Raw genomic sequence first — 24,862 nt, 5'->3', positions numbered from 1 at the left:
ACTAAAACGCTAGTCAGGGTGAGTTTGTCGGCGTTTACCGCCTTTTGCACAGGTTGCTGCGTATATTGACTCTCGTGACTGACAAACGACTGCGTATCGCAATCCTCAACGACTATGAAGTGGTCGTGCATGGGCTACGTAGCATGCTCGCGCCCTACGAGGATCGGGTCGAGGTCGTCGACATGGGTTCCCGTCAACACGTGGAGGAACCCGTGGATGTCACCCTCTACGACACGTTCAGCCAGAACCACGAAGATGACCCGGACATTCAGGCCCTGATCGGCGGCAGGGGGACGGGGGCGCTGGTGATCTACACCTGGACCATGCATCCGGACCTCGCGGCGCAGGCCGTCGCCAGAGGGTGCCGGGGGTACCTCGACAAGTCGATGTCCGCAGCCCAGTTGGTGGAGTCGCTCGAGGCCATCGCCCGCGGCGAAGTGGTGATCTCGGAGCCGAACCCGGACCACGACGGGCACACGCTCACCTCGCCCGAGGACCTCGCCTGGCCGGGGGCCCACTTCGGCCTCACGGCGCGGGAATCGGAAGTCCTGGCGCTCATCACCCGCGGCCTGACCAACCAGGACATCGCGAGCCGCAGTTACCTGAGCATCAACTCGGTGAAGTCCTATATCCGCTCGGCGTACCGCAAGATCGGCGTCGAACGGCGCTCCCAGGCGGTGAGGTGGGGGCTGGAGAACGGAATGTTGCCAGACTTCAGCCACGTTACGCTGGACGCGTGATTCCTCCAGTCGTCGACGTGGCCTGGCTCCAGGCCCATCCCCACGTGGTGCTCGCGGATGTGCGGCACTACCTCGACGGTCGCTCCGGCGCCCTGGCCTATGAGCACGGCCATCTTCCCGGCGCCGTCCATGTTCCGATGGACGAGGTGCTGGCGGATCCCCCCACGGCTGAGTTGGGCCGGCATCCGTTGCCCACCCCGCAGCGCTTCGCCGATGGGCTCGCCGCCGTCGGGATCGGCGACGACTCCATCGTCGTGGCCTATGACGACGCGGGGGGGTCGATGGCCGGACGCCTGGTGTGGCTCCTGCGCATGCTGGGCCGCGACGCAGCCCTGCTCGACGGCGGAATGGCCGCCTATGACGGGGAACTCACCACGGTGGTCCCCGACCCGGCTCATGCCACCTTCACCGTCAGGCCGTGGCCGGACGAGGCGCTGGCCACCATCGAGGAGGCCGCGCGCGGGTCCATCGTCATCGATGCCCGTGGTGCTGAGCGTTTCCGTGGCGAGACCGAGCCGATCGACGCGAAGGCCGGACACATTCCCGGTGCACGTAGCTTTCCGCTCACGGACAACCTCACGGAGGATGGCCATTTCCTCAGCCCGGAGGAGTTGCGCGAACGCTTCCGCGGGATCGACGATGCGGCGAAGACCATCTCCTATTGCGGGTCCGGTATCACCGCCTGTCACAACCTCATTGCGATGGAGTACGCGGGACTCGGACGGGGCCGCCTGTACCCGGGTTCATGGTCGCAGTACAGCGGCACCGAGAGGCCCGTCGCCGTCGGGGAGTGAGCAATCGCGCAGAGTGGACGGCGCGTCTGCACGCAACGTGCGGAACCGCTCACGTCGGTGCCAGACTCGTCTCCGACCTACACCGCTTTACCAACACATCTGCGAAGGACTCTGCATGAACGCAAAGGGGCGAGTGACCCTCCCGATCGAACAGGGCATGGACGACCAGTTGCCCGGCATTCTGGCACGGCTCGGCGCCGACGCCGTGCGCAACTCGGACGGGACCTGGCTGCCTGAGATCACACCCCAGTTGGGGGTGAAGGTCTACGAGACGTATTTCCCGGCACGCGGTCAGCAGGCGTTTGCCGAAGCCAACCTCGACGCCCGCCCACGCTTCTATCTGATGAGTGAGCGCGTGGCCGCTCCGGCCGAGGGTCCGCTGTCCATCGACATCATGAAGGGCTACTACGAGCTCCAGGTCGAGCCGGACCAGGGAAATGTGCAGCGCTGGTGGGAGGTCATCGACCGCACCACCGGCGAGGTCGTGCCGGTGGACGGCTGGACTGTCGAGGGGCAGGGAACCGACGTGTCCGTCACCGTCGCTGAGCCTGTGCCCTTCCACGTGTACACGGTGAACTTCCTGGCCTGGCAGGTCTGGGACTCCACGCAGATGTACAACTACATCACCAACAACTGGTGGGACGACGATTCACGCGTGCGGGAGGTCGGCTACGACGCCCGGCACCCCGCCGCGTGGGAGTTCATGAAGTCGTCCCTGCGCCAGTGGTGTGAGGAGCGCACGGAGGTCGACGTGGTGCGCTTCACCACGTTCTTCTATCACTTCACGCTCGTCTTCAACGACCTCGGCAAGGAGAAGTACGTCGACTGGTTCGGCTACTCCACCTCCGTCAATCCCATGGCGATGGAGGCCTTCGAGGAGGAGTACGGCTACCGGTTGCGCGCCGAGGACTTCATCGACCAGGGCTACTACAACTCGCCCTTCCGGGTGCCGTCGAAGGTGTTCCGCGATTGGATCGAGTTCACCACCCGCTTCGTCTGCTCCCGCGTCAAGGAACTCGTCGACATCGTGCACGAGTACGGCAAGGAAGCCCTCATGTTCCTCGGCGACAACTGGATGGGCACCGAACCGTACGGTGAGCTGTTCTCCGGCACCGGGATCGACGGTGTCGTGGGCTCGGTCGGATCCTCTGTCACGTGCCGCATGATCTCGGACATCCCGGGCGTGAAGTTCACCGAGGGCAGGTTCCTCCCGTACTTCTTCCCCGACGTGTTCCGCCCGGGCGGCGACCCCCTCGGGGAGGCCAACGACAGCTGGCTGCTGGCCCGACGCGCCATCGCGCGCACGCCGCTGGACCGCATCGGATACGGCGGCTACCTGTCGCTGGCGGTGCAGTTCCCGGACTTCATGGCGCGGATCGAACAGATCTGCAACGAGTTCCGCTCCATCCACGACGAGGGACAGGGCAAGCGTCCCCAGAACGCGCCCATCCGCATCGGCGTGCTCAACGCCTGGGGGAGCCTGCGCACCTGGCAGACGCACATGGTGGCGCACGCGCTCTGGTACAAGCAGATCTACTCCTACCTCGGCGTCATGGAGGCCCTCGCCGGGCTCCCGTTCGACCTGAAGTTCGTCAGCTTCGATGAGGCCCGCGACGGCAAGCTGGCCGACCTCGACGTGGTGCTGAACGTCGGCGCCGCGGAGACGGCGTTCTCGGGCGGCAGCGAATGGCTCGACGAGTCGCTGGCCGTGGCGCTGCGCCGGTTCGTCCACCAGGGCGGCGGCCTCATCGGTGTGGGTGAACCGACCGCGGTGCTGGCCAACGGGGCCTTCTTCCAGCTGTCCGACGTTTTCGGCGTCGACAAGGAACTGGGGCTCAGCCAGTCGACGGACCGGTACCCGGTGGAGAAGCCCCAGCACTTCATCACGGCCCACCTCGACGACTCCACCAAGGTCGACGTGGGCGAAGGGGCCGGCGACATCTTCGCCCTGAACGACGACACCCGGATCCTGCGCCTCACCGATAAGTCCGTCGACCTGGCGGCCAAGGAGACCGGCAACGGCCGGGCCGTCTACGCCGCTGGGCTGCCCTACAGCCACGACAACGCCCGGTTGCTGCACCGCGCCATCTACTGGGCCGCCGGCCGCGAGGACGACTTCGACGCCCACTGGATCCCGTCGAACCCCGGGGTCGAGATTGCGGTGTTCCCCGACGCAGGCAGGGCCTTCGTCATGAACAACCTCACCGTCGCGACGTCGACAGCGGTGTCCGGCCGCGTGGGTGGCCTTGTCTCCGACGGCGACGTCACTGCGCTGCAGTTGGACCTCGAGCCGATGGAGTCGCGCTGGATCGACCTCGCCTGAGTGGGTCATGAGCAATTGGGTGGGGTCACGTGTGGTTCCGAGCCGTTTTCCCGGCGTGTCGCCCGACGACCCCATCCAATTGCTCACGGTACGTACAGCGAGCTGAGCCCGCGGAGCGGGCCGCTATTGTGTTGTGAGCACAAATCCCTTGGAGGTATCCACACCATGCCGGCGCTCCGCTCCCGCACCACCACCCACGGCCGCAACATGGCAGGCGCCCGCGCGCTCTGGCGTGCTACCGGCGTCACGGACAACGACTGGGGCAAGCCGATCATCGCGGTGGTCAACTCGTTCACCCAGTTCGTGCCGGGCCACGTGCACCTGCGGGACATGGGCAAGCTCGTCTCCGAGTCCATCGCGGAAGCGGGCGGCGTGGGCCGCGAGTTCAACACCATCGCCGTCGACGACGGCATCGCCATGGGCCACGACGGCATGCTCTACTCGCTGCCGAGCCGCGAGCTGATCGCCGACTCCGTCGAGTACATGGTCAATGCGCACTGCGCCGACGCCATGGTGTGCATCTCCAACTGCGACAAGATCACACCCGGCATGTTCCTGGCCGCCCTGCGGTTGAACATCCCCACAGTGTTCGTCTCCGGCGGCCCCATGGAGGCTGGCAAGGCCGTCATCAAGGACGGCGGTACCGTCGAGAGCTCGCTGGACCTGGTCAACGCCATGGTCGCTGCGGTGGACCCCAACGTCAGCGACGCCGAACTGGGCCGGATCGAAGAGAACGCCTGCCCCACATGTGGCTCCTGCTCCGGCATGTTCACGGCCAACTCGATGAACTGCCTGCTCGAGGCCATCGGCCTCGCACTGCCGGGCAACGGCTCCACGCTGGCCACCGCGGCGGCGCGCAAGGGCCTGTTCCAGGAGGCCGGGCGCCTCATCGTCGACCTGTGCAAGCGGTACTACGGGGACGACGACGACTCGGTGCTGCCCAGGTCCATCGCCCAGAAGCCCGCGTTCGAGAACGCCATCAAGCTCGACGTCGCCATGGGCGGCTCCACCAACACCGTGCTGCACCTGCTCGCCGCGGCCCAGGAGGGCGACGTCGACTTCACCATGGCCGACATCGACGCGATCTCGCGGGTCACCCCGTGCCTGGCCAAGGTGGCGCCCAACTCCGAGCGTTACTACATGGAGGACGTGCACCGCGCCGGCGGCGTGCCGGCGATCCTGGGCGAACTGCACCGCGGCGGCAAGCTCAACGAAGCGGTCACCTCCGTGCACACCCCGACGCTCCAGCAGTGGCTCGACGACTGGGACATCCGCAGCGGCAAGACGAAGCCGGAGGCCATCGAGCTGTTCCACGCGGCTCCCGGCGGGGTCCGCACCACCGAGGCGTTCTCCAGCACCAACCGGTGGGAGAGCCTGGACACCGATTCCGACAACGGGTGCATCCGCTCCACCGCCAACCCCTACACGGTCGACGGCGGACTGGCGGTGCTCACCGGCAACCTCGCGCCCGACGGCGCCATCGTCAAGACCGCCGGCGTGCCGGAATCGCAGTGGCACTTCACCGGCACCGCGGTGGTCACGGAGTCGCAGGACGCGGCTGTGGAGGCCATCCTGGGCAAGGTGGTCAAGCCCGGCGACATCGTCATCGTCCGCTACGAAGGACCCAAGGGCGGTCCCGGCATGCAGGAGATGCTGTACCCCACGTCCTACCTCAAGGCGCTCGGCCTCGGCCAGCAGTGTGCGCTGATCACCGACGGCCGCTTCTCCGGCGGCTCCTCGGGCCTCTCGATCGGGCACGTGTCGCCGGAGGCCGCCAGCGGCGGCGCCATCGGGCTGATCGAGGACGGCGACAAGATCACCATCTCGATCCCGGACCGCTCGCTGCACCTCGAGGTCGACGACGAGACCCTCGCCGCCCGGCGCGCCGCGCGTGACGCGAAGGGGTGGCAGCCGACGCAACAGCGCCGGCGTGCGGTGTCGACGGCCTTGAAGATCTACGGGATGCTCGCGCAGTCGGCCGACAAGGGCGCAGCGCGCAAGCTCAACCAGGCCTTATAACCACTTCTTGGACTTGAAGACCAGGTACATCGCGACGCCCGTGCCCACCATGAGGAGCAGGGCGAAGGGGTAGCCGAACGGCCAGTCCAGTTCGGGCATGTTGTGGAAGTTCATCCCGTAGGTGCCCGTCACCAGGCTGGGTACGAACAGCACACCGGCCCATGCCGCGATGCGTCGTGAGTCCTCTGTCTGCTTCAGGCTGGCCGAGGTCATGTTCCTGGCCTCCTCGTTCTGCCGCTGCGTCTGCAGCGATATGTTGAGGTCCAGGGTGCCCTTCAGCGTCTCGCGGAGCACCTCGACGTGCTCGGTGATGTGGATGGCGTGATCCTCGATGTCGCGCAGTTCCTGCCGACGGTGCTCGCCGGCCATCAGGAACACCCTGTCGCGGCGCACGGAGTCGAGGATGGGTTTCAGGGGGCGTACCGCGCGCTGGAGGACCATCACCTCGCGTGACAACTGGTAGATGCGGCGCGACACCCGGGCCGACCCGCTGAACACCTGGGTTTCGATCTCATCGATGTCGTTCTCGATGCCGAGCACCACCGGACCGTAATCGTCGACGATGTTGTCGAGGAGCTGCTCCAGCACCACGCTGGGCCCGATCCCCAGGGTCTCCGGCGCCGATTCGAGGTCGCGCCGGACAACTGTGAGGTCAGGTGTCTCTGAGTGGCGCACCGTGATGACGAAACGGTCGCCGGCGATGGCGTGCACCTCGCCGAAATCCACCGTCTCGGTGCGGTCCACGTACCTCGCGGCGTGGAGCACGAGGAACAGTGTGTCGCCGTATCGCTCGAACTTGGGCCGCTGATGTGCGGTGATGGTGTCTTCGACCAGCAGGGGGCTCAGCTTGAACTCTTCGGCCAACAGGGCCATCTCAGCGTGGGTGGGCCGGTACAGGCCGATCCACACGAAACCGTCGGCGTGCTCGTCGAGCAGGTTGAAGCTCTGGTCGAACGTGGTGGGCGACGCGATCCGCCGCCCGTCGACGTAGAAGCCGGCATCGACGATCGAGGTGGGGCGCGGCTGGGTCATGGCCCCTAGTGTGTCGCAGCGTCGGGGGCGACGTCGCGTCGACGCACGATCCAGATGACCAGCGCGGCGGCCACGAGAGCCACGGCCAGCACGAGCCAGGGGGAACGGGTCCAGAGGATCCCGATCGCCTTGAAGCCGATCATGCCGATGGTGCCGTACAGGAAGGCCCACATGATGCAGCCGATGGTGACGGCGGGCAGGTAGCGACGCAACGGCATCCGCGTGACACCCGCGGCCAGGTTGACCATGGTCTGGATCCCGATGGTCAGGAACGAGATGGACACCGCGGGAGCGCCCCACCGGTTCAGCCAGAGGGCCCCCGTGGCGTAGTGCCGCGACTCCATCAGCTTGGCGAGCCGCGTCCGCCGGGCCCCTGCGGCGACGCCGCGCCCCAACCAGTAGGTGGCGTTGGCCCGCAGCATCACGATCCCGAAGAGCGCCATCACCACGACCGCTAAGGGGGCGTCCCAGGTGGTGGGATCAAACACGGCTCTCCTGGTGCTGCGAGGGGGATGAGGCTCCGCCAGTGTATCTGTTCAGTTGAGGAAGGCACCGGCGGCCACGATCACCGGCACGCTCAGCAGAGTGGTCCACAGGGTTGTCGCCTGCACCAGCGGGAGGGCGGTGCGGTAACGCATGGCGTGCACGAAGACGACCTGGGCCGTGGGTAGCGCAGCCAGGACGACGGCGGCGCGTAGCGGCGTGCCGGTGAGGCCGAACAGCAGGGACAGGCCGAGCGCCACCCCCGGCACCACGAAAGACTTCGTCGCGATGGCGGCCACGGTCAGCCGGGGAAGCCTGTTCAGGGCGGGCAGGGGAGTGGAGTGGAACGACATGCCGAAGGCCAGCAGCATGGCCGGAATACCCAGCTCTGCCATCAGCACCAGGGGATCCCAGAGAACGATGGGTGGTTGCCCAGCACTGAGGTTCAGCGCCAGGCCGATGACTCCCCCCAGTACCAGGGGATGGGTGAGGAAGCTGCGGACCACCGAACGGCCACGGCCCGCCGGCGTCGACTCGAGCACCGCCACCGCAGTGGGTTGCAGGATCAGCACCTGGAGCAGCATCGCGGGAGCCGCCCACGCTGCGTCGCCCAGCACGTAGGCGGCGATGGAGATGCCCAGGTTGCCGGCGTTGACGTAGCTCGTGGCCAGATATGCGAGGGCACCCTCCGCACGGGTGGCGCCCCACCGTCGCACCATCGTGACGGAGAACGCCAGGCCGGTGAGGACACAGGCCAGCCCGAAGGCCAGCACGTGGGGGCCGATCAGCAGGTCGAGATCCGCCCCCGCCACGGCCACCAACACCAGGGCGGGCTGGCCCACGTAGAACGCCACGTCGCCCAGCACCTTCTGCGCCGAGCGGCCGGTGACCCGGGTGCGGGCGAGCAGATATCCGACGGCGACGACGATGCCGATCGTCGTGAATCCCTGCAGCGCCGCCCACATGCGCAGAAGACTACGCCCAGGCTTCGCCGTGGTTTCAGAGGTCCTGTCGGGGTCGGCTACGATTCCCCCGTGACTTTCTCCGCCAAAACGCTGCGTCGCATGCTGGCCGCCGTCGGTATCGCCTCGCTGATCACCCTGTCCGCCTGTGGCTCCGACGACCCCACCACTGAGCCGGAGGTGTCGCCATCGGCGTCGGTCTCCGCTGAGCCGAATGCGGAGGCGTCGCCGAGCGTCGAGGCATCACCGAGCGCCGAAGAGAGCCCCAAGCCCACCATCACCCCCTCCGCGGACCTGAGCGCCGTCGAGGTCGTCGACGGCGAGGTCCCCGAGGTCAAGGTCCCCGCGCCGTGGGGCATCGAGAAGACCCAGGCGGACGTGCTGAAGGAGGGTGAGAGCGCGCAGACGCTCACCGACACGTCGGTGGTCACCATCAACTACATGGGCGTCAACGGCACCACCGGTGAGGTGTTCGACAGCTCCTACGAGCGCGGCGAGCCCGCCACCTTCTCGCTCGAGCAGGTCGTGCCCGGGTTCCAGAAGGGGCTGTCCGGCCAGAAGGTCGGCTCCCGCGTGCTGATCGGCATGGTCCCCGAGGACGGCTACGGCGAGGGCAACCCCGGCGCCGGCATCGAAGCAGGCACGTCGTTGGTCTTCCTCGTCGACATCATCTCGTCGAACTTCTCCGAGGCCGTGGGCGAAGAGGTTCCCCCGGCCGAGGGCATGCCCACCGTCACGATGAAGGACGGCAAGCCCGAGATCGCCGTCCCGGCCGGAGTTGCGGCTCCCACAGAGCTGCGCGCCCAGGCGCTGATCACGGGCCCGGGTGCCGCCATCACCGCAGAGTCCACCGTCCAGGTCCAGTACCGCGCGTTCAACTATGCCGACGGCACCATCTGGCAGGACGCCTGGGCGCCGCAGTCGGGCAAGCTCTCCAGCCTCATCGAGGGCTGGAAGCAGGGCCTCGTCGGCAAGACGGCCGGCTCCCGCGTGCTGCTCGTCGTGCCGCCCGCGCTGGCGTTCCCCGACGGCCTCCCGGAGGCCACCCCGCCGCTCGAGGCCGGCCAGACGCTGGTCTACGTGATCGACATCCTGGACGTGCAGAACTAGTCCGCCACGGCCTCGCCGGGCGCCAAGGCCCGGTCGGAGGACCGCAACACGGCACCCGAGAAGAAGCGCTGATCGCCCGGCATGGCGGCCAGCGCTTCTTCTGTTGTCCGGCAGGGACCGAGCCCGAGCGAGCTGCTGAGCCGCGCCAGAACGTCTGCGGGTTTGAGCGGGGCCAGGTCGGCGAGGGTGACCGCACCGTCGCGCTTGGCGAGCCGTCGCCCCTCCTCGTTGACCACCAGCCCGATATGCGCGTACGTGGCCGGCGTGCCGCCGAGTTGGCGGGTGAGCCACGCCTGCCGGGGCGCCGAGCTGAGGAGGTCGTCGCCCCTGGTGATGTGGGTGACCCCCATCCCGAGGTCGTCGACCACCACCGCCAGGTTGTAGGCGAAGGCGCCGTCACCGCGCACCAGCACGAAGTCGTCGACGACGCCCTCCACCCGGCCTGCGTGCACATCCTCGACGGTGAACGTGGCGCCCCCGGAATCCACCCGCAGGGCGGGCCTGCGGGTGGCGCGGCGCTCGGCGCGTTCCCAGGCGGTCAGCCGCCGGCAGGTGCCGGGGTAGGCGCGGTACCCGTCGTGCGGTGCGGAGGCAGCCTCGGCGATCTCCCGGCGACTGCAGAAACATTCGTAGGTGGGCAGGCTGTGCACGGCATCGCGGTACAGGTCCACCCGCTCGGACTGGCGTACCACCTCGCCGTCCCATTCCAACCCCAGGGCCAGCAGGTCTGCCAGGTTCCGCGACTCCACGCCGTCGGCGGCCCGCACCCGTTCCGCATCCAGGTCCTCGACGCGCATCAGCCACCGGCCGCCCACGGAACGGGTGAGCAGCCAACCGGCCAGGGCGGTGCGCAGGTTCCCCAGGTGGAGGTCCGAGGTCGGGCTCGGCGCGTATCGGTCGATATGTGGCATGGGGTCCATGATGCCGCCTCCGCACCCGGTACCCTGAGCCGCATGTCAGCGAGGAAATCGGAGCGGCTTGTCAACCTGCTCATAGCGCTGCTCAGCACCCGTCGGTTCCTGACCAAACAGGAACTGCGTGAGACGGTTGAGGGCTACCGGCTCTCCGCGAGCGACAGCGCCTTTGAACGCCAGTTCGAGCGTGACAAGGAAGAACTGCGCAACATCGGGGTGCTGATCGAAACCGGCTCCAACGATCCGTTCTTCGACGACGAGGAGGGGTACCGGATCAACCGGTCCGAGTTCGAACTCCCGCCGCTGGATTTCACGCCCGAGGAACTCTCCGCGCTCGGCCTCGCCGGTCAGGTCTGGCAGGACACGGTGGCGGCGGACCACACGGCCCAGGCCTTCGAGGCGCTGCGTGCCGGCGGCGCTGCACCGGACCCCACCCTGGTGCCCCGGATGCGCCCGCTCCTGGCCGTGGCAGAGCCGAGCTTCGACGTGCTCTACGACGCCATCCTGCGTCGCGTCGAGGTGACGTTCAGCTATGCAGGGGAGGAGCGTCGGCTGCAGCCCTGGAAGATGCTGCAGCGCCGCGGCCACTGGTATGTGTTCGGGTTCGATCCGGACCGCCAGGCGGACCGCTTCTTCAAATTGTCGCGCTTCACCGGCGAGGCCGTGGCCCACGGCAAGGCGGGAGCCTACAGCGTGCCTGATGACGTGGGGGAGCGCGCCCAACGGCTCGCGCCGCCCGGCGCCAGCACCGCAGTCGTGGCAGTGCGCGAAGGCGCCCCGCACGACTTCCCCCACCCGGAGGCCGTGGCCCACGCGGGAGTCCCCGAGGGCTACACCGCCTACCGGGTCAGCCTCTCCACCGACGACGCGATCGTCGGCGAGGTGGCCGCGGCGGGGCCAGACATGATCCTCCTCGACCCGCCGGAGCTCCGCGCCGCCGTGATCGAGCGACTGCGGGCGGTGGCATCGTGAGGTCCGAGGAACAGCTCGCGCGGCTCCTGCGGTTGGTGCCGTACCTGTCCGCCCACCCCGGTATCGAGGTGGCGAAGGTGGCTGAGGAGTTCGGCGTGACGCCGCGTCAGGTGATCAGGGACCTCGAGGTGCTGCAGTTCTGCGGCCTTCCGGGCGGGTACTTCGACGACCTCTTCGACGTCGACATCGACGTGGTGCGCGAGGAGGGACACATCGACTTCCGCAACGCTGACGTCCTGGCCCGGCCGCTGCGGTTGCGCCCGGCGGAGGCCGCGGGCCTGTTGGCCGCACTGCGGCTCGTCGTCGACGTCGCGGGCAGGTCCGACGCGGCAGCGAGCGCGCTGAAGAAGCTGGAGGCGGCCGTGGGGGAGGCCGACGCCCACGTCAGCGTGGCCGTGGAGTCGACGGATCCGCAGCGGCGCGCGGCGCTGAGCCGAGCCGTCGAACAGCGACGCGCAGTGCAGCTGGAGTACCGCACCACCGGCAGGCAGGGGACCACCACTGCCGTGGTCGAGCCCGCCAGGCTGAACCTGGTGGACGGCTACACCTATCTCGACGCGTGGAGCAGGTCACGCGAGGCCTGGCGCAGCTACCGGTTGGACCGGGTCGTCGCCGTCGAGGTGCTCGACGAGGCGGCCGGCGACCACGGGGCACCCCCGGACGGCTGGTTCGACGACGTGCCCGACCGGCTGACGCTGACGGTGCAGCCCTCGGCCCGCTGGATCGCCGAGTACTTCCCGACGGTGGGCGTCGAGGATCTGGGTGACAGGGTGGCCGTCACGTTCCCCGTCGCCTCGCACGACTGGGCCGTTTCGCTCATCCTGCGCCTCGGCGGCGCGGTGCTGGACGTGTCCGACGACAGGGTCGCCCAGGCGGCCAAGGTGAAGGCAGGCAGGGCCCTTGCTGGATATCCCGAGGTCGTCCGGTAGCATTTCGCCCGTGATCTGGGTTGTTGTTGTCGGCGCGCTCGCCGTTGCAGGTGTGGTGGCGCTGGTCATCCACGCCGTGTCGCTGGGGCACAAGGCCTCAGACGTCAAGGCCGAGATCACCGTGTTGAACGAGCGGCGCGCCGAACTGCGCACGCTGCTCGGTCAGCTTGAGAGAACCCCTGCGCAGCGCGACTAGACTGTGAGGGCAGAACAGGCGACGCCTCCCGTCGCCTAAGAAAGGGACCAATGCCTACGTTGTTGTTCATGGGCGGCTGGGAATGGGTGATCATTCTCGTTGTCGCGCTGCTGCTTTTCGGCGGCTCGCGTCTTGCCGGTGTCGGTAAGGGCATGGGACGCTCCATCCGCGAATTCAAGGAAGAGGTCAAGGGTGTCGAGGGCGAGGGTGGTGCAACGCGTCACGACGAGGTCGTCGACGCCGAGATCGTCCAGCCTGAGATCGATCACGACCGGAAGCCGCGCGAAAGCTGATCATGTCGGCCGCAACTGCTGAGCCAGCCACCGAGGGCCGGTTCGCCTGGCTGCGGCCACCGAAGGGTGGCCCCGGCGGGACGATGTCAATCTGGGACCACCTGCGGGAACTCCGCTACCGGGTCACCATTGCCGCCATCGCGATCGTCCTCGCCGGTTCCTTCTCGATCATCTTCTACAAGCAGCTGGTGCTGCTGATCATGGCGCCCTGGAACCGGGCCCGCACCGCCCTCGAAGAGGCCCGGCCCGGAGCCAGCCTCATGGTGGTCAACAACGGCGTGACCAGTTCCTTCACCTTCGCCGTGGTGCTGTGCGTGGTGGCCGGCATCATCCTGTCCACCCCCATCTGGGTCTACCAGCTGTGGGCCTTCGTAGCCCCCGGCCTGGTGGCCAAGGAGAAGAAGTACGCGATCGGGTTCATCGGCGCTGCCACTCCGCTGTTCCTCGGCGGGTGCGCACTCGGTTACTACATCTGGCCCAAGGGCATTGAGGTGCTGTTGAGCTTCACGCCACAGGACATGGGCATCACCAACATGCAGGACATGGCGGAGTTCCTCAAGATGGAGATCCAGATCATTCTGGTCTTCGGCCTGAGCTTCCTGCTGCCCGTGGTCGTCGTGGCGCTGAACATGGCCAACGTCGTGCGCGGCTACCAGCTCAAGAGAGCCCGCAAGTTCGTGATGTTCGGCAGCGTCGTACTCGCGGCAGTGGCCACGCCCACCACAGATCCCTTCTCGATGCTGTCACTGGCGCTGCCGGTGTCCGGCATGTTCCTGATCGCGGAGCTGATCTGCCGGATTTCAGACAAGCGCAAGGGCATCACCGAGGAAACGGTCGCCGAATACGCGATCGACCTGGAAGACGGCAAGTGACCGGTGAGATTGCCAAACGCCGCCTCGTCAGCGTCGTGTGCAACGAAGCCTCCGGCGGCGGTCGTGCCGGCCGTGCCCTTCCCGGCGTCGCCCGCCAGTTGCGCGACGGCCTCACCGGCGCAGACCTGCACATCGTCACCTCCACGTCTTACGACCAGGCCCGGGACCTGACGCGTTCGCTCGCCCTGCAGGCCCGTCCCGGCGACGTGGTTGCGGTCATGGGTGGCGACGGCATGGCCCATCTGGGCCTCAACGCCTGCGCGGAAACCGATGCGACGCTCGCGGTCATCCCCGCCGGCACCGGCAACGATTTCGCCCGCGGCGCGGGTATCCCCAAATCCATCCGGCAGTCCGTGGAGGCCGTCGTGGCCGGCGTCGTCCGCGTGATGGACCTCAGCAAGCTCACCAACGACTCCGGCGCGCGTTTCGTCGGCGCGGTCGTCTCCAGCGGCTACGACGCGCGGGTCAACCGTGCCACCAACGACATCCGGCTGCGCTTCGGGGCGCTGAGCTACGGCTGGATCGCGCTGCGGGAGCTGGCCTCCTTCGCGCCCCTGGAGTACCGCCTGGTCATCGACGGCCAGCCCCGCGAACTGCGGGCCATGATGGTGGCGGTCGCGAACACCGCGGTGTTCGGCGGCGGCATGCAGATCGCGCCGGACGCGGACGTCGCCGACGGCATGCTCGATGTCACGATCATCCATGAGGCGTCACGCGGCAAGCTGTTGCGCCTCCTGCCCTCGGTCTACACGGGTGGTTTCGTCACGGACCCGGTGGTGGAGCGCCTCCGTGCGCACACCGTCGAGGTGGACGGTGACGGTCTGTTCCTGATGGGCGACGGCGAGGAGATGGGCGACGTGCCCGCCACCGTGACCTGCGTCCCTGGCTGCCTGAAGGTCATCGTCGGGGACGCGGGCTGAGGCTCCGCGCCCCCGAGGTCCCCATCCTGCCCAAACGTGTGCGGTAACGTGATCCGCAAATGACGGACAACGTTCTCGACCAACTCTCCGAGTTCAGTGCGCTCTACCCGTACCAGCTCGACGACTACCAACTCGACGGATGCCGCGAGCTGGCGGAGGGCCGCGGCGTCCTCGTGGCCGCCCCCACCGGCGCCGGCAAGACCGTCGTGGGCGAGTTCGCGGTCTTCCTCGCGGTTGAGACCTCCCGCAAGTGCTTCTACACCACGCCCATCAAGGCGCTCTCGAACCAGAAGTACCACGACCTGGTGGAGCGCTACGGGTCAGACCGGGTGGGTCTGCTGACGGGCGACACCTCCATCAACTCTGAGGCGCAGATCGTGGTGATGACCACAGAGGTGCTGCGCAACATGATCTACGCGGGCTCCCCGACCTTGGCCAACCTCGGCTTCGTCGTGATGGACGAGGTGCACTACCTGGCGGACCGGTTCCGCGGCGCGGTGTGGGAAGAGGTCATCCTCGGCCTGTCGGATTCGGTGCAGATCGTGGCGCTGTCGGCCACGGTGAGCAACGTGGAGGACTTCGGCGAGTGGCTCCGCACCGTGCGCGGTGAGTTCTCCATCGTCGTGTCCGAGCGGCGGCCGGTCCCGCTGTTCCAGCACGTGTTGGTGGGCCGCAAGCTGATGGACCTGTTCGAAGGGGTGGCCCCCACTGCACAGGAACTGCCGGAGGCGCGCGCGTCGAAGGTCAACCGTGAGCTGCTGAGGGTCTCGAAGGGTGAGGCCACCAAGGTGCGCGACGACGCCCGCAGGCCGCGCGGCAGGTCCGGGCGGGGCAAGCGTGAGGTGACGCAGGGTTCGGGCAGGTACGGTGGCGCCGCACACGAGCGCTTCCGCGAGCACCGCACGAGCCGCGGCGAGGTCGCCGTCGTGCTGGACAGGGCGCAGCTGCTGCCGGGCATCTGTTTCATCTTCTCCAGGGTCGGCTGCGACGCGGCGGTCGGCCAGGTCTTCGACGCCGGCATCACGCTGACGAACCGGTCCGAGGCTGCGCTGCTCGGCGACATCGCCGACAAGCACGTCAAGGGGCTGTCGTGGGCGGACCTGGACGCGCTGGGCTACGACCGGTTCCGGGAGGCGTTGATGGCGGGGGTGGCCGCGCACCATGCCGGCCAGTTGCCCGCCTACAAGGCGATCGTCGAAGAGGGTTTCGCCACGGGTGCCCTCAAGCTGGTCTTCGCCACGGAGACGCTCGCGCTGGGCATCAACATGCCGGCGCGCACCGTGATCATCGAGAAGCTGGTGAAGTACAACGGCGAGTCGCACGTCGACATCACGCCGGGGGAGTACACCCAGCTGACCGGGCGTGCCGGCCGACGCGGCATCGACGTCGAGGGCCACGCCGTCGTGCTGTGGCAGTCCGGCATGGACCCGCGTGCGGTCGCCGGCCTCGCCTCGCGACGCACGTATCCGCTGGTGTCCAGCTTCGCCCCCACTTACAACATGGCCGTGAACCTCATGGCCACGCTGGGCCGTGAACGGGCCAGCGACCTGCTCAACCAGTCGTTCGCGCAGTTCCAGACGGACAAGTCGGTGGTGAAGGCCACCCGCACCTCCCGCTCGACGCGGGCCGATCTCGTCGTCGCACGCGAGGCGGTGGAGTGTCACCTGGGCGACTTCATGAGCTACGCGCGGCTGCGCGACGAGATCTCCCGGCTGGAGGCGGTGTCGTCGAAGGCGCGCAAGGCTGAGCAGTCGGAGCTCGTCGGGCACTCGCTGACCACGCTGATGCCCGGGGACATCGTGCACGTACCCCGCCAGGGGTGGTCCGTGGTGTTGCGAGTGGGGCAGCAGGGTCGGCAGGCCGAGCCCTGGGCGCAGATCATCTCCGGCGATCACACGGTCCTCAAGCTGCAGGCCCACGACCTCCGCGGCCCGGTCCAGCCGGTCGGCCGGGTGCGCGTGCCACGCAACTTCTCGGTGCGTGACCGCGCGGACAGGCGTTCTCTGCTGTCGGCCATGAGCAGCAAGATCGCCTCCGCAGACCCTGAGATCCCAGACACCGCGCCGCCGTCCGACGACCAGGTGCAGCGCGAGATCCGGCAGCTGCGCGGCGAACTCAAGGCCCATCCCTGCCACGAGTGCCCGGATCGGGAGATCCATGCCGTCGAGGCTGCGCGCGTCATCCGGCTGGAGCGTGAGGCGGAGCGGATCGAGTCACAGATCACCGGCCGCGCGAATTCGTTGGCGGTGCAGTTCGAGCGCGTGCTGGCGGTGCTCGAGGAACTGGGCTATCTCGACGACGACTCGCTCACGGATGCCGGACGCATGCTGCGCCGCATCTACAACGAACTCGATCTCGTCGCGGCCGAATGCATCCGCCGTGACGTCTTCGCCGGGCTCACCCCTCCCCAGTTGGCCGCGGTGCTGTCAACGCTGGTCTACGAGTCGCGGCCCACGCGCGACGCCGTGCTGCCGCGCATGCCGGACGCCGAGTCGGAGCGCGCGCAGTCCGCGCTGCGTGACGTGTGGCGAGAGGTGGGCAGGCTGGAGCGCCAGCACAAGCGTGACCGGGGCAGGGAGCCGGACATCGGGTTCGCCGAGGCCGCGTGGCGTTGGTCGTCCGGCCAGGACCTCTCGAAGGTGCTCGCCACCACCAGCCTGTCGGCCGGTGACTTCGTGCGCTGGGTGCGCCAGGTCGTGGACCTTGCGGGCCAGTTGGCCACCGCCGTCGGTCCCGGTGACCTGCGTCGTACCTGCCACGCAGTGGCGGATTCGATGAGACGCGGGGTGGTCGCCACGGACCTGACGGAGGACTGACCGCGTCCCCCTGCGTCCGTGGGAGCGAGCGTGTGTCCGGCGAGAGAACAGTAGGATTTCCCCGTGTCAGTAGCTCTGCGTGTCATTCCCTGCCTCGACGTCCACGACGGCCGGGTGGTCAAGGGGGTCAACTTCCAGAACCTCCGCGACGCGGGCGACCCCGTCGAGCTGGCCGCGAAGTACTCCGCCCAGGGGGCGGACGAACTCACCTTCCTGGACATCTCCGCCTCTGTCGAGGGCCGGGCGACCACCCGTGAGATGGTCGCCCGCTGCGCCGAGACGGTGTTCATCCCGCTGACGGTGGGCGGGGGAGTGCGCTCGGTCGCCGACGTCGACGCGTTGTTGCGCTCAGGTGCCGACAAGGTGGGCATCAACACCGGTGCGCTGGCCCGCCCCGGGGTGATCGACGAGATCGCCAGAGCCTTCGGCAACCAGGTGCTCGTGCTCTCAGTGGACGCCCGCCGCGAAGAGGGGATGCCGTCGGGCTACGGGGTCACCACCCACGGGGGGAAGAAGTCGGCGGGGGTCGACGCGCTGGCGTGGGCCAGGGAGGCCTGCAACCGCGGCGTGGGAGAGATCCTGCTCAACTCGATGGACGCCGACGGCACCACGGACGGTTTCGACCTCGAGATGTTGCGCGCCGTGCGAGAGACCGTCGACGTGCCCCTCATCGCCTCCGGTGGGGCGGGCACGGTGCAGCATTTCGTCGACGCGGCCCGTGCCGGCGCCGACGCGGTGCTCGCGGCGAGCGTGTTCCACTACGGTGCCCTCACCGTCGACCAAGTGAAGGCCGGCCTCCGCGAGGCCGGGCTCGAAGTCCGCTGACAACCGAAGGAGCTCTTCATGGACTGCCTGTTCTGCAAGATCATCAACGGCGACATCCCCTCGAAGAAGATTTATGAGGACGACGTGGCCTTCGCGTTCCTCGACATCTCGCCCTGGCAGAAGGGTCACAGCCTCGTGGTGCCCAAGCGGCACACCGTCGACATCCTGGAGGACGACGACGTGCTCGCCGAGATCGGGCACGCCGTGGCTCGGGTCGGCCGGCTCCTCAAGGAGCGCCTGGGGTCGGACGGTTTCAACGTGCTCGTCAACGTCGGGGGCGTGTCTGGCCAGGAGGTGTTCCACACCCACGTGCACGTGATTCCGCGCTATGCCGACAACCCCGGAATCAGTAACATGCGCGGCGTGATCGACGTTGATCTGGACGATGTCCACTCGGCACTGAAGCCTTGAGCGACCCCCGATTAGGACAGGCTAACCACAGGGGTGCATACTACCAATTGTCGTAAATACCGAACCCCCGTAAGGTAACGGCCGGAGCCCTCCCTCCAGTGGGTCCCGAGACAACAGTCCCAGGGTGCAAGCGCACCCAGACAGATAGAAAGAGGGCTTCCATGAAGGCCACCAAAATTGTCGGCATCCTGTCGATCATCGCCGGCGTTGTCCTCATCGTCGCCGGCGCCGTCACCTGGACCCAGGTGTCGTCGCAGCTCAAGGCTGAGAACATCACCGTGCCGGGCGATTCGACGTTCATGAACGGCGCCTACGCGGGCAAGGAAGTCACCGGCCCGCTGAGCGCGTTCGCCCAGGCAGACACGATCAACATGCACGCCCTGGCCGGTTCCGAGGGCAAGACCTACGCCGAGCTCGGCTCGCTCGCCCGTGAGGCCGAGGCCGCCGGCGACACCGCCGCCGCTGAGGAGTTCAACAAGCAGCGCAACACCGTCATGAACGGTTCCTTCCTCCGTGCCTCGCTGTTCACCTCGGTCGTCGCCTTCGGCGTCGCCGCTCTGGTGATCGGTCTCGGCATCCTGTTCGCCCTCATCGGTTGGGCACTCACCACCATCCGCCCGTCGGTGGTTGGCCGCGTCGAGGCGTGATCACGCACCTCTGAACGCTCGTGAGACGGCGGGTCGGGTTTTCCCGGCCCGCCGTCCCACATTTCGGAACGTGCAGCTGTATCGCTTGACAGTGACGCCGCCAAACGGGAGGGTTGACCCATGCCCAACGCCAGCTGGCTCGTAATTGACTTTTAGCGCTGACAGATCTCAGATCTGAAGCGCTCCCTCGTGTGCCCCAGTGGCAGCGGGGGTTTTTTCTTGGAAGACGAAGTCCACGAGCCACTGCACATGAGAAGGGAGAGGCAATGGCGCAGACAGACGGTCAGCTCATGACGGGGGCCCAGGCTCTCGTTGAGTCACTCGAACGAATGGGTGTCGATGTAGCTTTCGGTATTCCCGGCGGCGCCATTCTGCCTGCGTACGACCCGCTCTACGACTCCAAGATCCGCCACATCCTGGTGCGGCACGAGCAGGGCGCCGGCCACGCGGCCGAGGGCTACGCGATGTCGTCCGGCCGCGTCGGCGTCTGTATCGCGACGTCCGGACCTGGCGCCACGAACCTCGTGACCCCCATCGCCAACGCGTACATGGATTCGACGCCGATCGTGGCGATCACCGGACAGGTCAACAGCCACTCCATCGGCACCGACGCCTTCCAGGAAGCTGACATCCGCGGCATCACGATGCCGATCACGAAGCACAGCTACCTCGTCAAAGAGGTCGGCGGGATCCCGCGCGCGATCCAGGAGGCCTTCCACATCGCCGCCACGGGCCGTCCCGGCCCGGTGCTCGTCGACATCGCCAAGGACGCGCTGACCAACTCGGCGCCGTTCATCTGGCCGGAGACGCTCGACCTGCCCGGCTACAAGCCCACGATCCGTCCGCATTCGCGGCAGATCCGGGCGGCGGCGAAGATGATCTCCGAGGCCAAGCGCCCCGTGCTCTACATCGGTGGCGGCGTCACCCTCGCCCGGGCGCACGAGGAACTGGCCGAGTTCGTCGAGAAGACCCGCATCCCCGTGGTGACCACGTTGATGGCGCGCGGTGCGTTGCCGGATTCGCACGAGCTCAACATGGGGATGCCCGGCATGCACGGCACCGTCGCAGCCGTGGGCGCGCTGCAGAAGGCCGATCTCCTCATCGCGCTGGGGACCCGGTTCGACGACCGCGTCACCGGCAAGCTGGACAGCTTCGCCATGGGGGCCAAGATCATCCACGCAGACGTGGACCCGGCAGAGATCGGCAAGAACAAGCCGGTCGACATCCCGATCGTGGGCGACGTCAAGCAGACGCTCGTCCAGCTCAACGAGGCCATCGAGGCCTATGAGATGCCCCAGATCGACGCGTGGCGCCGTCAGCTGGGCACGATGAAGGCGCGTTACCAGCCACGGTGGGATGCCGCTCCTGACGGGCAGCTCTCCCCGCAGGAGGTCATCCAACGCATCGGCCAGCTGAGCCCCGCAGACAGCATCTACGCGGTCGGCGTCGGCCAGCACCAGATGTGGGCAGCGCACTTCCTGCCGCACGAGAAGCCGAACTCGTGGCTCAACTCCGGCGGCGCCGGCACCATGGGTTTCTGTGTCCCTGCGGCGATGGGAGCCAAGGTCGCCAACCCGGACGCCACGGTGTGGGGGATCGACGGCGACGGCTGCTTCCAGATGACCAACCAGGAGCTCGTCACCTGCGCGCTCAACAACATCCCGATCAAGATCGCGATCATCAACAACCACGCCCTCGGCATGGTGCGCCAGTGGCAGTCCCTGTTCTACGAGGGCCGCTACTCCAACACCGACCTGATGACCGAGTCGCTGCCCAATTTCCCGATGCTCGCGGAATCGATGGGCTGCGTCGGGCTGCGCGCCACCAACGAGGTGGAGGCGGAGGCCGCCATCCAGCAGGCCCTGGAGATCAACGACCGCCCCGTGGTCATCGAATTCGTCGTGCACAAGGACGCCATGGTGTGGCCGATGGTGCCCGCCGGTGTCAGCAACGATGAGATCCGCGTCGCCCGCGACATGGCTCCCGAGTGGGAAGAGGAAGTCCTGTGAAGACCCAGACCCTGTCCATCCTGGTCGACAACCGTCCCGGCGTCCTGACGCGCGTCGCCGCGTTGTTCTCGCGCCGTGGCTTCAACATCCAGTCCCTGGCCGTCGGTCCCACCGAGTCCGAGGACCTGTCGCGCATGACTGTCGTGGCGCAGGTCGACGACGAGGCCGCGCTCGAGCAGATCGTCAAGCAGCTCAACAAGCTGATCGAGGTGCGCAAGGTGCTCGAACTCAGTGTCTCGGCGGTGCGTCGCGAAATGATGCTGGTGAAGGTGCGTGCAGACGTGAACACCCGCAGCCAGGTCATCGACGTGGTCAGCCTGTTCCGCGGCAAGGCGGTGGACGTGTCGGCCGAATCGATCACGGTCGAGGCCACCGGCAGCGACGAGAAGCTCGCCGCCCTGCTGGAGATGCTGACTCCGCACGGCATCATCGAGCTGGTCCAGTCGGGCCAGGTCGCGCTGGGCCGCGGTGCTAAGACGCTCTCGCAGAGCAAAGCCAAGTAACCAATAGACTCACCCCCACATCGCTACATCAAAGAAGGATTCCCATGGCAGAGATGTTCTACGACAAAGACGCCGACCTGTCGATCATCCAGGGTCGCCACGTCGCCGTCATCGGCTACGGCTCGCAGGGCCACGCGCACGCCCTTTCGCTGCGTGACTCCGGCGTCGACGTGCGGGTCGGCCTGCGCCACGGCTCGCCGTCGCGTGCGAAGGCGGAGGCCGAGGGCCTGCGCGTCGTGTCCGTGGCCGAGGCTGTCGAAGAGGCTGACCTCATCATGATCCTGGCGCCGGACCAGGCGCAGCGCACCCTCTACAAGGAGGAGATCGAGCCGCACCTCGCCGAGGGCGACGCGCTGTTCTTCGCGCACGGCTTCAACATCCGCTACGGCTACATCACGCCGCCGCAGGGCGTCGACGTGTGCATGGTGGCCCCCAAGGGTCCAGGGCACCTCGTGCGTCGCGAATACGCGGACGGCCGCGGCGTGCCCGCGATCATCGCCGTGGAGAAGGACGAGTCCGGCAAGGCCTGGGAACTCGCGCTCAGCTACGCCAAGGGCATCGGCTCGCTGCGCGCCGGCGGCATCAAGACCACCTTCACCGAGGAGACCGAGACTGATCTGTTCGGCGAGCAGGCCGTGCTCTGCGGCGGCGCGTCGGCGCTGGTGCAGGCCGGCTTCGAGGTGCTGACCGAGGCCGGCTACCAGCCTGAGGTCGCCTACTTCGAGTGCCTCCACGAGCTGAAGCTCATCGTCGACCTCATGTACGAGGGCGGCATCGCCAAGCAGCGTTGGAGCGTCTCCGACACCGCCGAGTACGGCGACTACGTGTCGGGCCCCCGCGTCATCGACGAGCGCGTCAAGGAGAACATGAAGGGCGTCCTCGCAGACATCCAGAACGGCAACTTCGCCCAGCGCTTCATCGACGACCAGGACGCCGGCGCGCCGGAGTTCAAGGAACTGCGCGCCAAGGGCGAGGCGCACCCCATCGAGGCCACCGGCCGTGAGCTGCGCAAGCTCATGAGCTGGGTTGCCTCGGACGATGCCGACTACACCGAAGGCACCGCCGCCCGCTGATCAGGGCCGGCCTGAGAAGCCCCCAGTGACCGCACCGGTCACTGGGGGCTTTTTCGTCTCACCCGGGCTGGTCGTCGCGTTCGAGCAACGTGGGGGCCTGCTTCAGCCAGAGCTCCTCGAGCTCGCTCTCGTGCTGCCGGGCACGGGAGAAGAGATCGGTGAGCTGCCGACGGTCGAGGCGGGAGTCGTCGAGCTGCAGCAGGATCTGCCACATCCTGGACTGTGCGTGCACGGCGTCCAGCAACGCCTCGAGCTCCACCAGGTCTGAGAGCGGGGAGCGGCGCACCACCTCGCGGTTGAGCTTCAGCCTGCTCGCCTTCTCGGCCATCTTCGCGACGAAATCCTTCGCGCTGTTGGGCCGCGCCCCGAAGCGCTCCATGATCTGCTGCAGTTCCTGGTGGGCCGCCTCGATGTCGACGGCGATGCGGGCGACGGCGTCCCGCACGCCCTGGTCGCCGTGGCCCTCCGCGACGCGGTGAAAGGCGTCCACGCCGGCAGCGGCTCCGCCGTGATGGTCCCGGAGATAGGTCTTGATGTAGGTCATGGTCACAGCCTTCCTGTGGGTCATCACGCTCGACGCTACCCGTTGTCGCCACAGCCCGTGACAGATGCCCGGCTAGACTTCGGTCGGCTACGAAGGGGGAAGGGTGAGATGGCGCGCGATGACGGGACGGCGACCCAGGACTACGCCCGGGAACTGACCAAGCTGATCGACGAGATGCGGTTGCCTGAGGCCGCCAGGTTGCTGGGCGACCAACCGGACCATGTCATCGCCGGGGAACTGGCCCGGCTCGACGACGTGCCGATGGCAATCGCGTTCCGCCTGCTCCCCAAGGACACGGGCATCGAGGTGTTCGAGGAGCTCGAGCCGTTCGACCAACAGCGGCTGCTCGAGTCGCTGCGTGATGAGGCCTTCCAGGAGGTCGTCGAGGGGATGGACCCGGACGACCGCGCCCGGATGCTGAACGAGGCCCCGGCCAAGGTTGTGCGGCGCGTCCTGGGCGGCCTGAGCCCCACTGAGCGCGCCATGACCGCCACCCTGCTCGGCTACCCCAAGGGCTCCGTCGGACGCGTGATGACACCCGAGGTGCTCACGGTGCCGGCCGGTGCGACGGCGGGGGAGGCGCTCCTGACCGTGCAGCGGAAGGGGCAGCAGGCGGAGAACGTCTACACCCTGGCCGCAGTGGACGCGACGCGTCATCTCGTGGGTGTCCTGGAGCTCGGAACGCTGGTGCTCTCAGAGCCCGGGACCCGCGTCGGGGAACTGCTGGACCCGGACGCCGTCGTCGTGCCGGCCACCGAGAGCGCCGAGGACGCCTCACGGTTGATGCGCGAGACCAACGCGTACAACATGCTGGTGGTCGACAGCGAGGGTCGCCTGGTGGGCATGCTCTCGCTCGACGACGCCATCGAGGTCATCGAGGAGGCCGACAACGAGGACACGGCCCTCCAGTCCGGCTCGGCGCCGTGGGCCGGCCACTACATGGCGGTCGGAGTGTTCCGGCTGGCCCGCTACCGGGCGATGTGGCTGTCTCTGCTGCTGGTGGCCGCCACGCTGACGGTATCGGTGACCCAGGCGTTCGAGGCGACGCTGGAGCAGGTGGCCGCCCTCGCGCTGTTCATCCCCATGCTGATCGGCGCCGGTGGCAACGCCGGGGCCCAGGCCGCGACCGCCTCTGTGCGGGCGTTGGCGATCGGTGAGTTGAGGTTCCGCGACCTGCCAACGGTCGCGTGGCGCGAGTTGCGCGTGGGGCTGCTGCTGGGCCTGATGCTGGCGATCCTCGGGCTCGTCGTCGGCACCTTCTTCGTCGGCCCCGGCATCGCTCTGGTGGTGGCCATCTCGCTCGTGCTGATCTGTGCGTGGGCGGCCACGATCGGCGGCGCCATGCCGTTGCTGGCACGGAAGATGGGGATCGACCCGGCCGTGGTGTCGGCGCCGCTGGTCACGACCCTGGTGGATGCCACGGGCCTGGTCATCTACTTCCTGATCGCCAAGGCAGTCCTCGGCGTGTGATCCGC

General features: G+C 67.7%; 24 protein-coding genes. 19 read left to right on the top strand and 5 right to left on the bottom strand.

Translation table 11 applies throughout. The features are described from left to right. Positions 1-74: 74 nt before the first annotated feature. The 4 genes from J7D54_RS08885 to ilvD all read left to right on the top strand — a co-directional run bounded on the left by J7D54_RS08885 (position 75) and on the right by ilvD (position 5,876). Positions 75-740, top strand: a complete 666-nt coding sequence (locus J7D54_RS08885; RefSeq protein WP_245243930.1) for a response regulator transcription factor — start codon at positions 75-77, stop codon at positions 738-740. Continuing rightward, entirely contained in the window at positions 737-1,534 is a 798-nt protein-coding gene (locus J7D54_RS08880) for a sulfurtransferase (RefSeq protein WP_182763564.1), read from the top strand. Before J7D54_RS08885 ends, J7D54_RS08880 begins: the two co-directional genes overlap by 4 nt. A 115-nt stretch (positions 1,535-1,649) precedes the next feature. Beyond that, a complete protein-coding gene (gnpA, locus tag J7D54_RS08875; RefSeq protein WP_182763563.1) occupies positions 1,650-3,857 on the top strand; it encodes a 1,3-beta-galactosyl-N-acetylhexosamine phosphorylase in 2,208 nt (735 codons plus the stop codon). A gap of 165 nt (positions 3,858-4,022) precedes the next feature. Beyond that, positions 4,023-5,876, top strand: coding sequence for a dihydroxy-acid dehydratase (gene ilvD / locus J7D54_RS08870; RefSeq protein ID WP_182763562.1), 1,854 nt, complete (start codon positions 4,023-4,025; stop codon positions 5,874-5,876). Here ilvD and J7D54_RS08865 read toward each other — a convergent pair. From J7D54_RS08865 to J7D54_RS08855, 3 genes are read right to left on the bottom strand one after another with little or no spacing between them, the layout of a single operon-like run. Then, positions 5,871-6,908 carry a magnesium and cobalt transport protein CorA gene (locus J7D54_RS08865; protein WP_182763561.1) on the bottom strand — a complete coding sequence of 346 codons (1,038 nt, stop codon included), beginning with the start codon at positions 6,906-6,908 and terminating at the stop codon, positions 5,871-5,873. The two genes, ilvD and J7D54_RS08865, sit on opposite strands and share 6 nt — an antisense overlap. A gap of 5 nt (positions 6,909-6,913) precedes the next feature. After that, on the bottom strand, positions 6,914-7,396 hold the full coding sequence (locus tag J7D54_RS08860) for a DedA family protein (RefSeq protein ID WP_245243928.1): 483 nt from the start codon (positions 7,394-7,396) through the stop codon (positions 6,914-6,916). Positions 7,397-7,444: 48 nt separating this feature from the next. Continuing rightward, complete coding sequence (locus tag J7D54_RS08855; RefSeq protein ID WP_182763560.1) at positions 7,445-8,356, bottom strand: AEC family transporter; 912 nt, start codon at positions 8,354-8,356, stop codon at positions 7,445-7,447. A gap of 69 nt (positions 8,357-8,425) precedes the next feature. Here J7D54_RS08855 and J7D54_RS08850 point away from each other — a divergent pair, with 69 nt between their 5' ends. After that, positions 8,426-9,463, top strand: coding sequence for an FKBP-type peptidyl-prolyl cis-trans isomerase (locus tag J7D54_RS08850; RefSeq protein ID WP_182763559.1), 1,038 nt, complete (start codon positions 8,426-8,428; stop codon positions 9,461-9,463). On the opposite strand, the gene gluQRS is transcribed toward J7D54_RS08850, so the two are convergent. Further along, on the bottom strand, positions 9,460-10,374 hold the full coding sequence (gene gluQRS / locus J7D54_RS08845; RefSeq protein ID WP_182763558.1) for a tRNA glutamyl-Q(34) synthetase GluQRS: 915 nt from the start codon (positions 10,372-10,374) through the stop codon (positions 9,460-9,462). The genes J7D54_RS08850 and gluQRS overlap by 4 nt on opposite strands. Positions 10,375-10,416: 42 nt before the next feature. Between gluQRS and J7D54_RS08840 the strand changes: the two genes are divergently transcribed. The 13 genes from J7D54_RS08840 to ilvC all read left to right on the top strand — a co-directional run bounded on the left by J7D54_RS08840 (position 10,417) and on the right by ilvC (position 22,843). Further along, positions 10,417-11,349: a YafY family protein gene (locus tag J7D54_RS08840; protein ID WP_182763557.1), complete on the top strand. Its 933-nt coding sequence runs from the start codon at positions 10,417-10,419 to the stop codon at positions 11,347-11,349. Continuing rightward, positions 11,346-12,278, top strand: coding sequence for a YafY family protein (locus tag J7D54_RS08835; protein WP_182763556.1), 933 nt, complete (start codon positions 11,346-11,348; stop codon positions 12,276-12,278). The genes J7D54_RS08840 and J7D54_RS08835 overlap by 4 nt, the downstream gene beginning before the upstream one ends. Positions 12,279-12,288: 10 nt before the next feature. Beyond that, positions 12,289-12,474, top strand: a complete 186-nt coding sequence (locus tag J7D54_RS08830; protein WP_182763555.1) for a hypothetical protein — start codon at positions 12,289-12,291, stop codon at positions 12,472-12,474. A 50-nt stretch (positions 12,475-12,524) separates the two neighbouring features. Beyond that, on the top strand, positions 12,525-12,767 hold the full coding sequence (locus J7D54_RS08825) for a twin-arginine translocase TatA/TatE family subunit (protein WP_076058441.1): 243 nt from the start codon (positions 12,525-12,527) through the stop codon (positions 12,765-12,767). A gap of 2 nt (positions 12,768-12,769) precedes the next feature. Then, the gene (tatC, locus tag J7D54_RS08820; protein ID WP_182763554.1) at positions 12,770-13,639 is read left to right on the top strand and encodes a twin-arginine translocase subunit TatC; all 870 of its coding nucleotides are present in this window, start codon (positions 12,770-12,772) and stop codon (positions 13,637-13,639) included. Then, positions 13,636-14,559: a diacylglycerol kinase family protein gene (locus J7D54_RS08815; RefSeq protein WP_182763553.1), complete on the top strand. Its 924-nt coding sequence runs from the start codon at positions 13,636-13,638 to the stop codon at positions 14,557-14,559. Before tatC ends, J7D54_RS08815 begins: the two co-directional genes overlap by 4 nt. 59 nt (positions 14,560-14,618) lie before the next feature. Continuing rightward, the gene (locus tag J7D54_RS08810; RefSeq protein WP_182763552.1) at positions 14,619-17,375 is read left to right on the top strand and encodes an RNA helicase; all 2,757 of its coding nucleotides are present in this window, start codon (positions 14,619-14,621) and stop codon (positions 17,373-17,375) included. A gap of 63 nt (positions 17,376-17,438) precedes the next feature. Next, positions 17,439-18,200: an imidazole glycerol phosphate synthase subunit HisF gene (gene hisF, locus J7D54_RS08805; RefSeq protein WP_182763551.1), complete on the top strand. Its 762-nt coding sequence runs from the start codon at positions 17,439-17,441 to the stop codon at positions 18,198-18,200. Positions 18,201-18,218: 18 nt separating this feature from the next. Next, positions 18,219-18,611 (top strand): HIT family protein, encoded by a 393-nt coding sequence (locus J7D54_RS08800; protein ID WP_182763550.1) that lies wholly within the window; start codon positions 18,219-18,221, stop codon positions 18,609-18,611. Between the two features lie 161 nt (positions 18,612-18,772). Beyond that, positions 18,773-19,258 carry a hypothetical protein gene (locus J7D54_RS08795; protein ID WP_076058447.1) on the top strand — a complete coding sequence of 162 codons (486 nt, stop codon included), beginning with the start codon at positions 18,773-18,775 and terminating at the stop codon, positions 19,256-19,258. A gap of 266 nt (positions 19,259-19,524) precedes the next feature. After that, a complete protein-coding gene (locus J7D54_RS08790; protein WP_182763549.1) occupies positions 19,525-21,267 on the top strand; it encodes an acetolactate synthase large subunit in 1,743 nt (580 codons plus the stop codon). Continuing rightward, positions 21,264-21,770, top strand: a complete 507-nt coding sequence (gene ilvN / locus J7D54_RS08785) for an acetolactate synthase small subunit (RefSeq protein ID WP_076058449.1) — start codon at positions 21,264-21,266, stop codon at positions 21,768-21,770. Before J7D54_RS08790 ends, ilvN begins: the two co-directional genes overlap by 4 nt. A 44-nt stretch (positions 21,771-21,814) precedes the next feature. Next, a complete protein-coding gene (gene ilvC, locus J7D54_RS08780) occupies positions 21,815-22,843 on the top strand; it encodes a ketol-acid reductoisomerase (RefSeq protein WP_182763548.1) in 1,029 nt (342 codons plus the stop codon). Between the two features lie 58 nt (positions 22,844-22,901). Here the strand turns inward: ilvC and J7D54_RS08775 are convergent, their stop codons facing one another. Beyond that, positions 22,902-23,387, bottom strand: coding sequence for a hypothetical protein (locus tag J7D54_RS08775; RefSeq protein ID WP_209455099.1), 486 nt, complete (start codon positions 23,385-23,387; stop codon positions 22,902-22,904). A 108-nt stretch (positions 23,388-23,495) separates the two neighbouring features. Here J7D54_RS08775 and mgtE point away from each other — a divergent pair, with 108 nt between their 5' ends. Further along, positions 23,496-24,857, top strand: a complete 1,362-nt coding sequence (mgtE, locus tag J7D54_RS08770; protein ID WP_182763546.1) for a magnesium transporter — start codon at positions 23,496-23,498, stop codon at positions 24,855-24,857. The last annotated feature ends 5 nt before the right edge of the window (positions 24,858-24,862 follow it).

Source organism: Tessaracoccus sp. MC1865, from assembly GCF_017815535.1.
Taxonomy (GTDB): Bacteria; Actinomycetota; Actinomycetes; order Propionibacteriales; family Propionibacteriaceae; genus Arachnia.
Note: the sequence above shows the minus strand (reverse complement) of the source record. Positions and strands in the feature narration are given on the sequence as shown.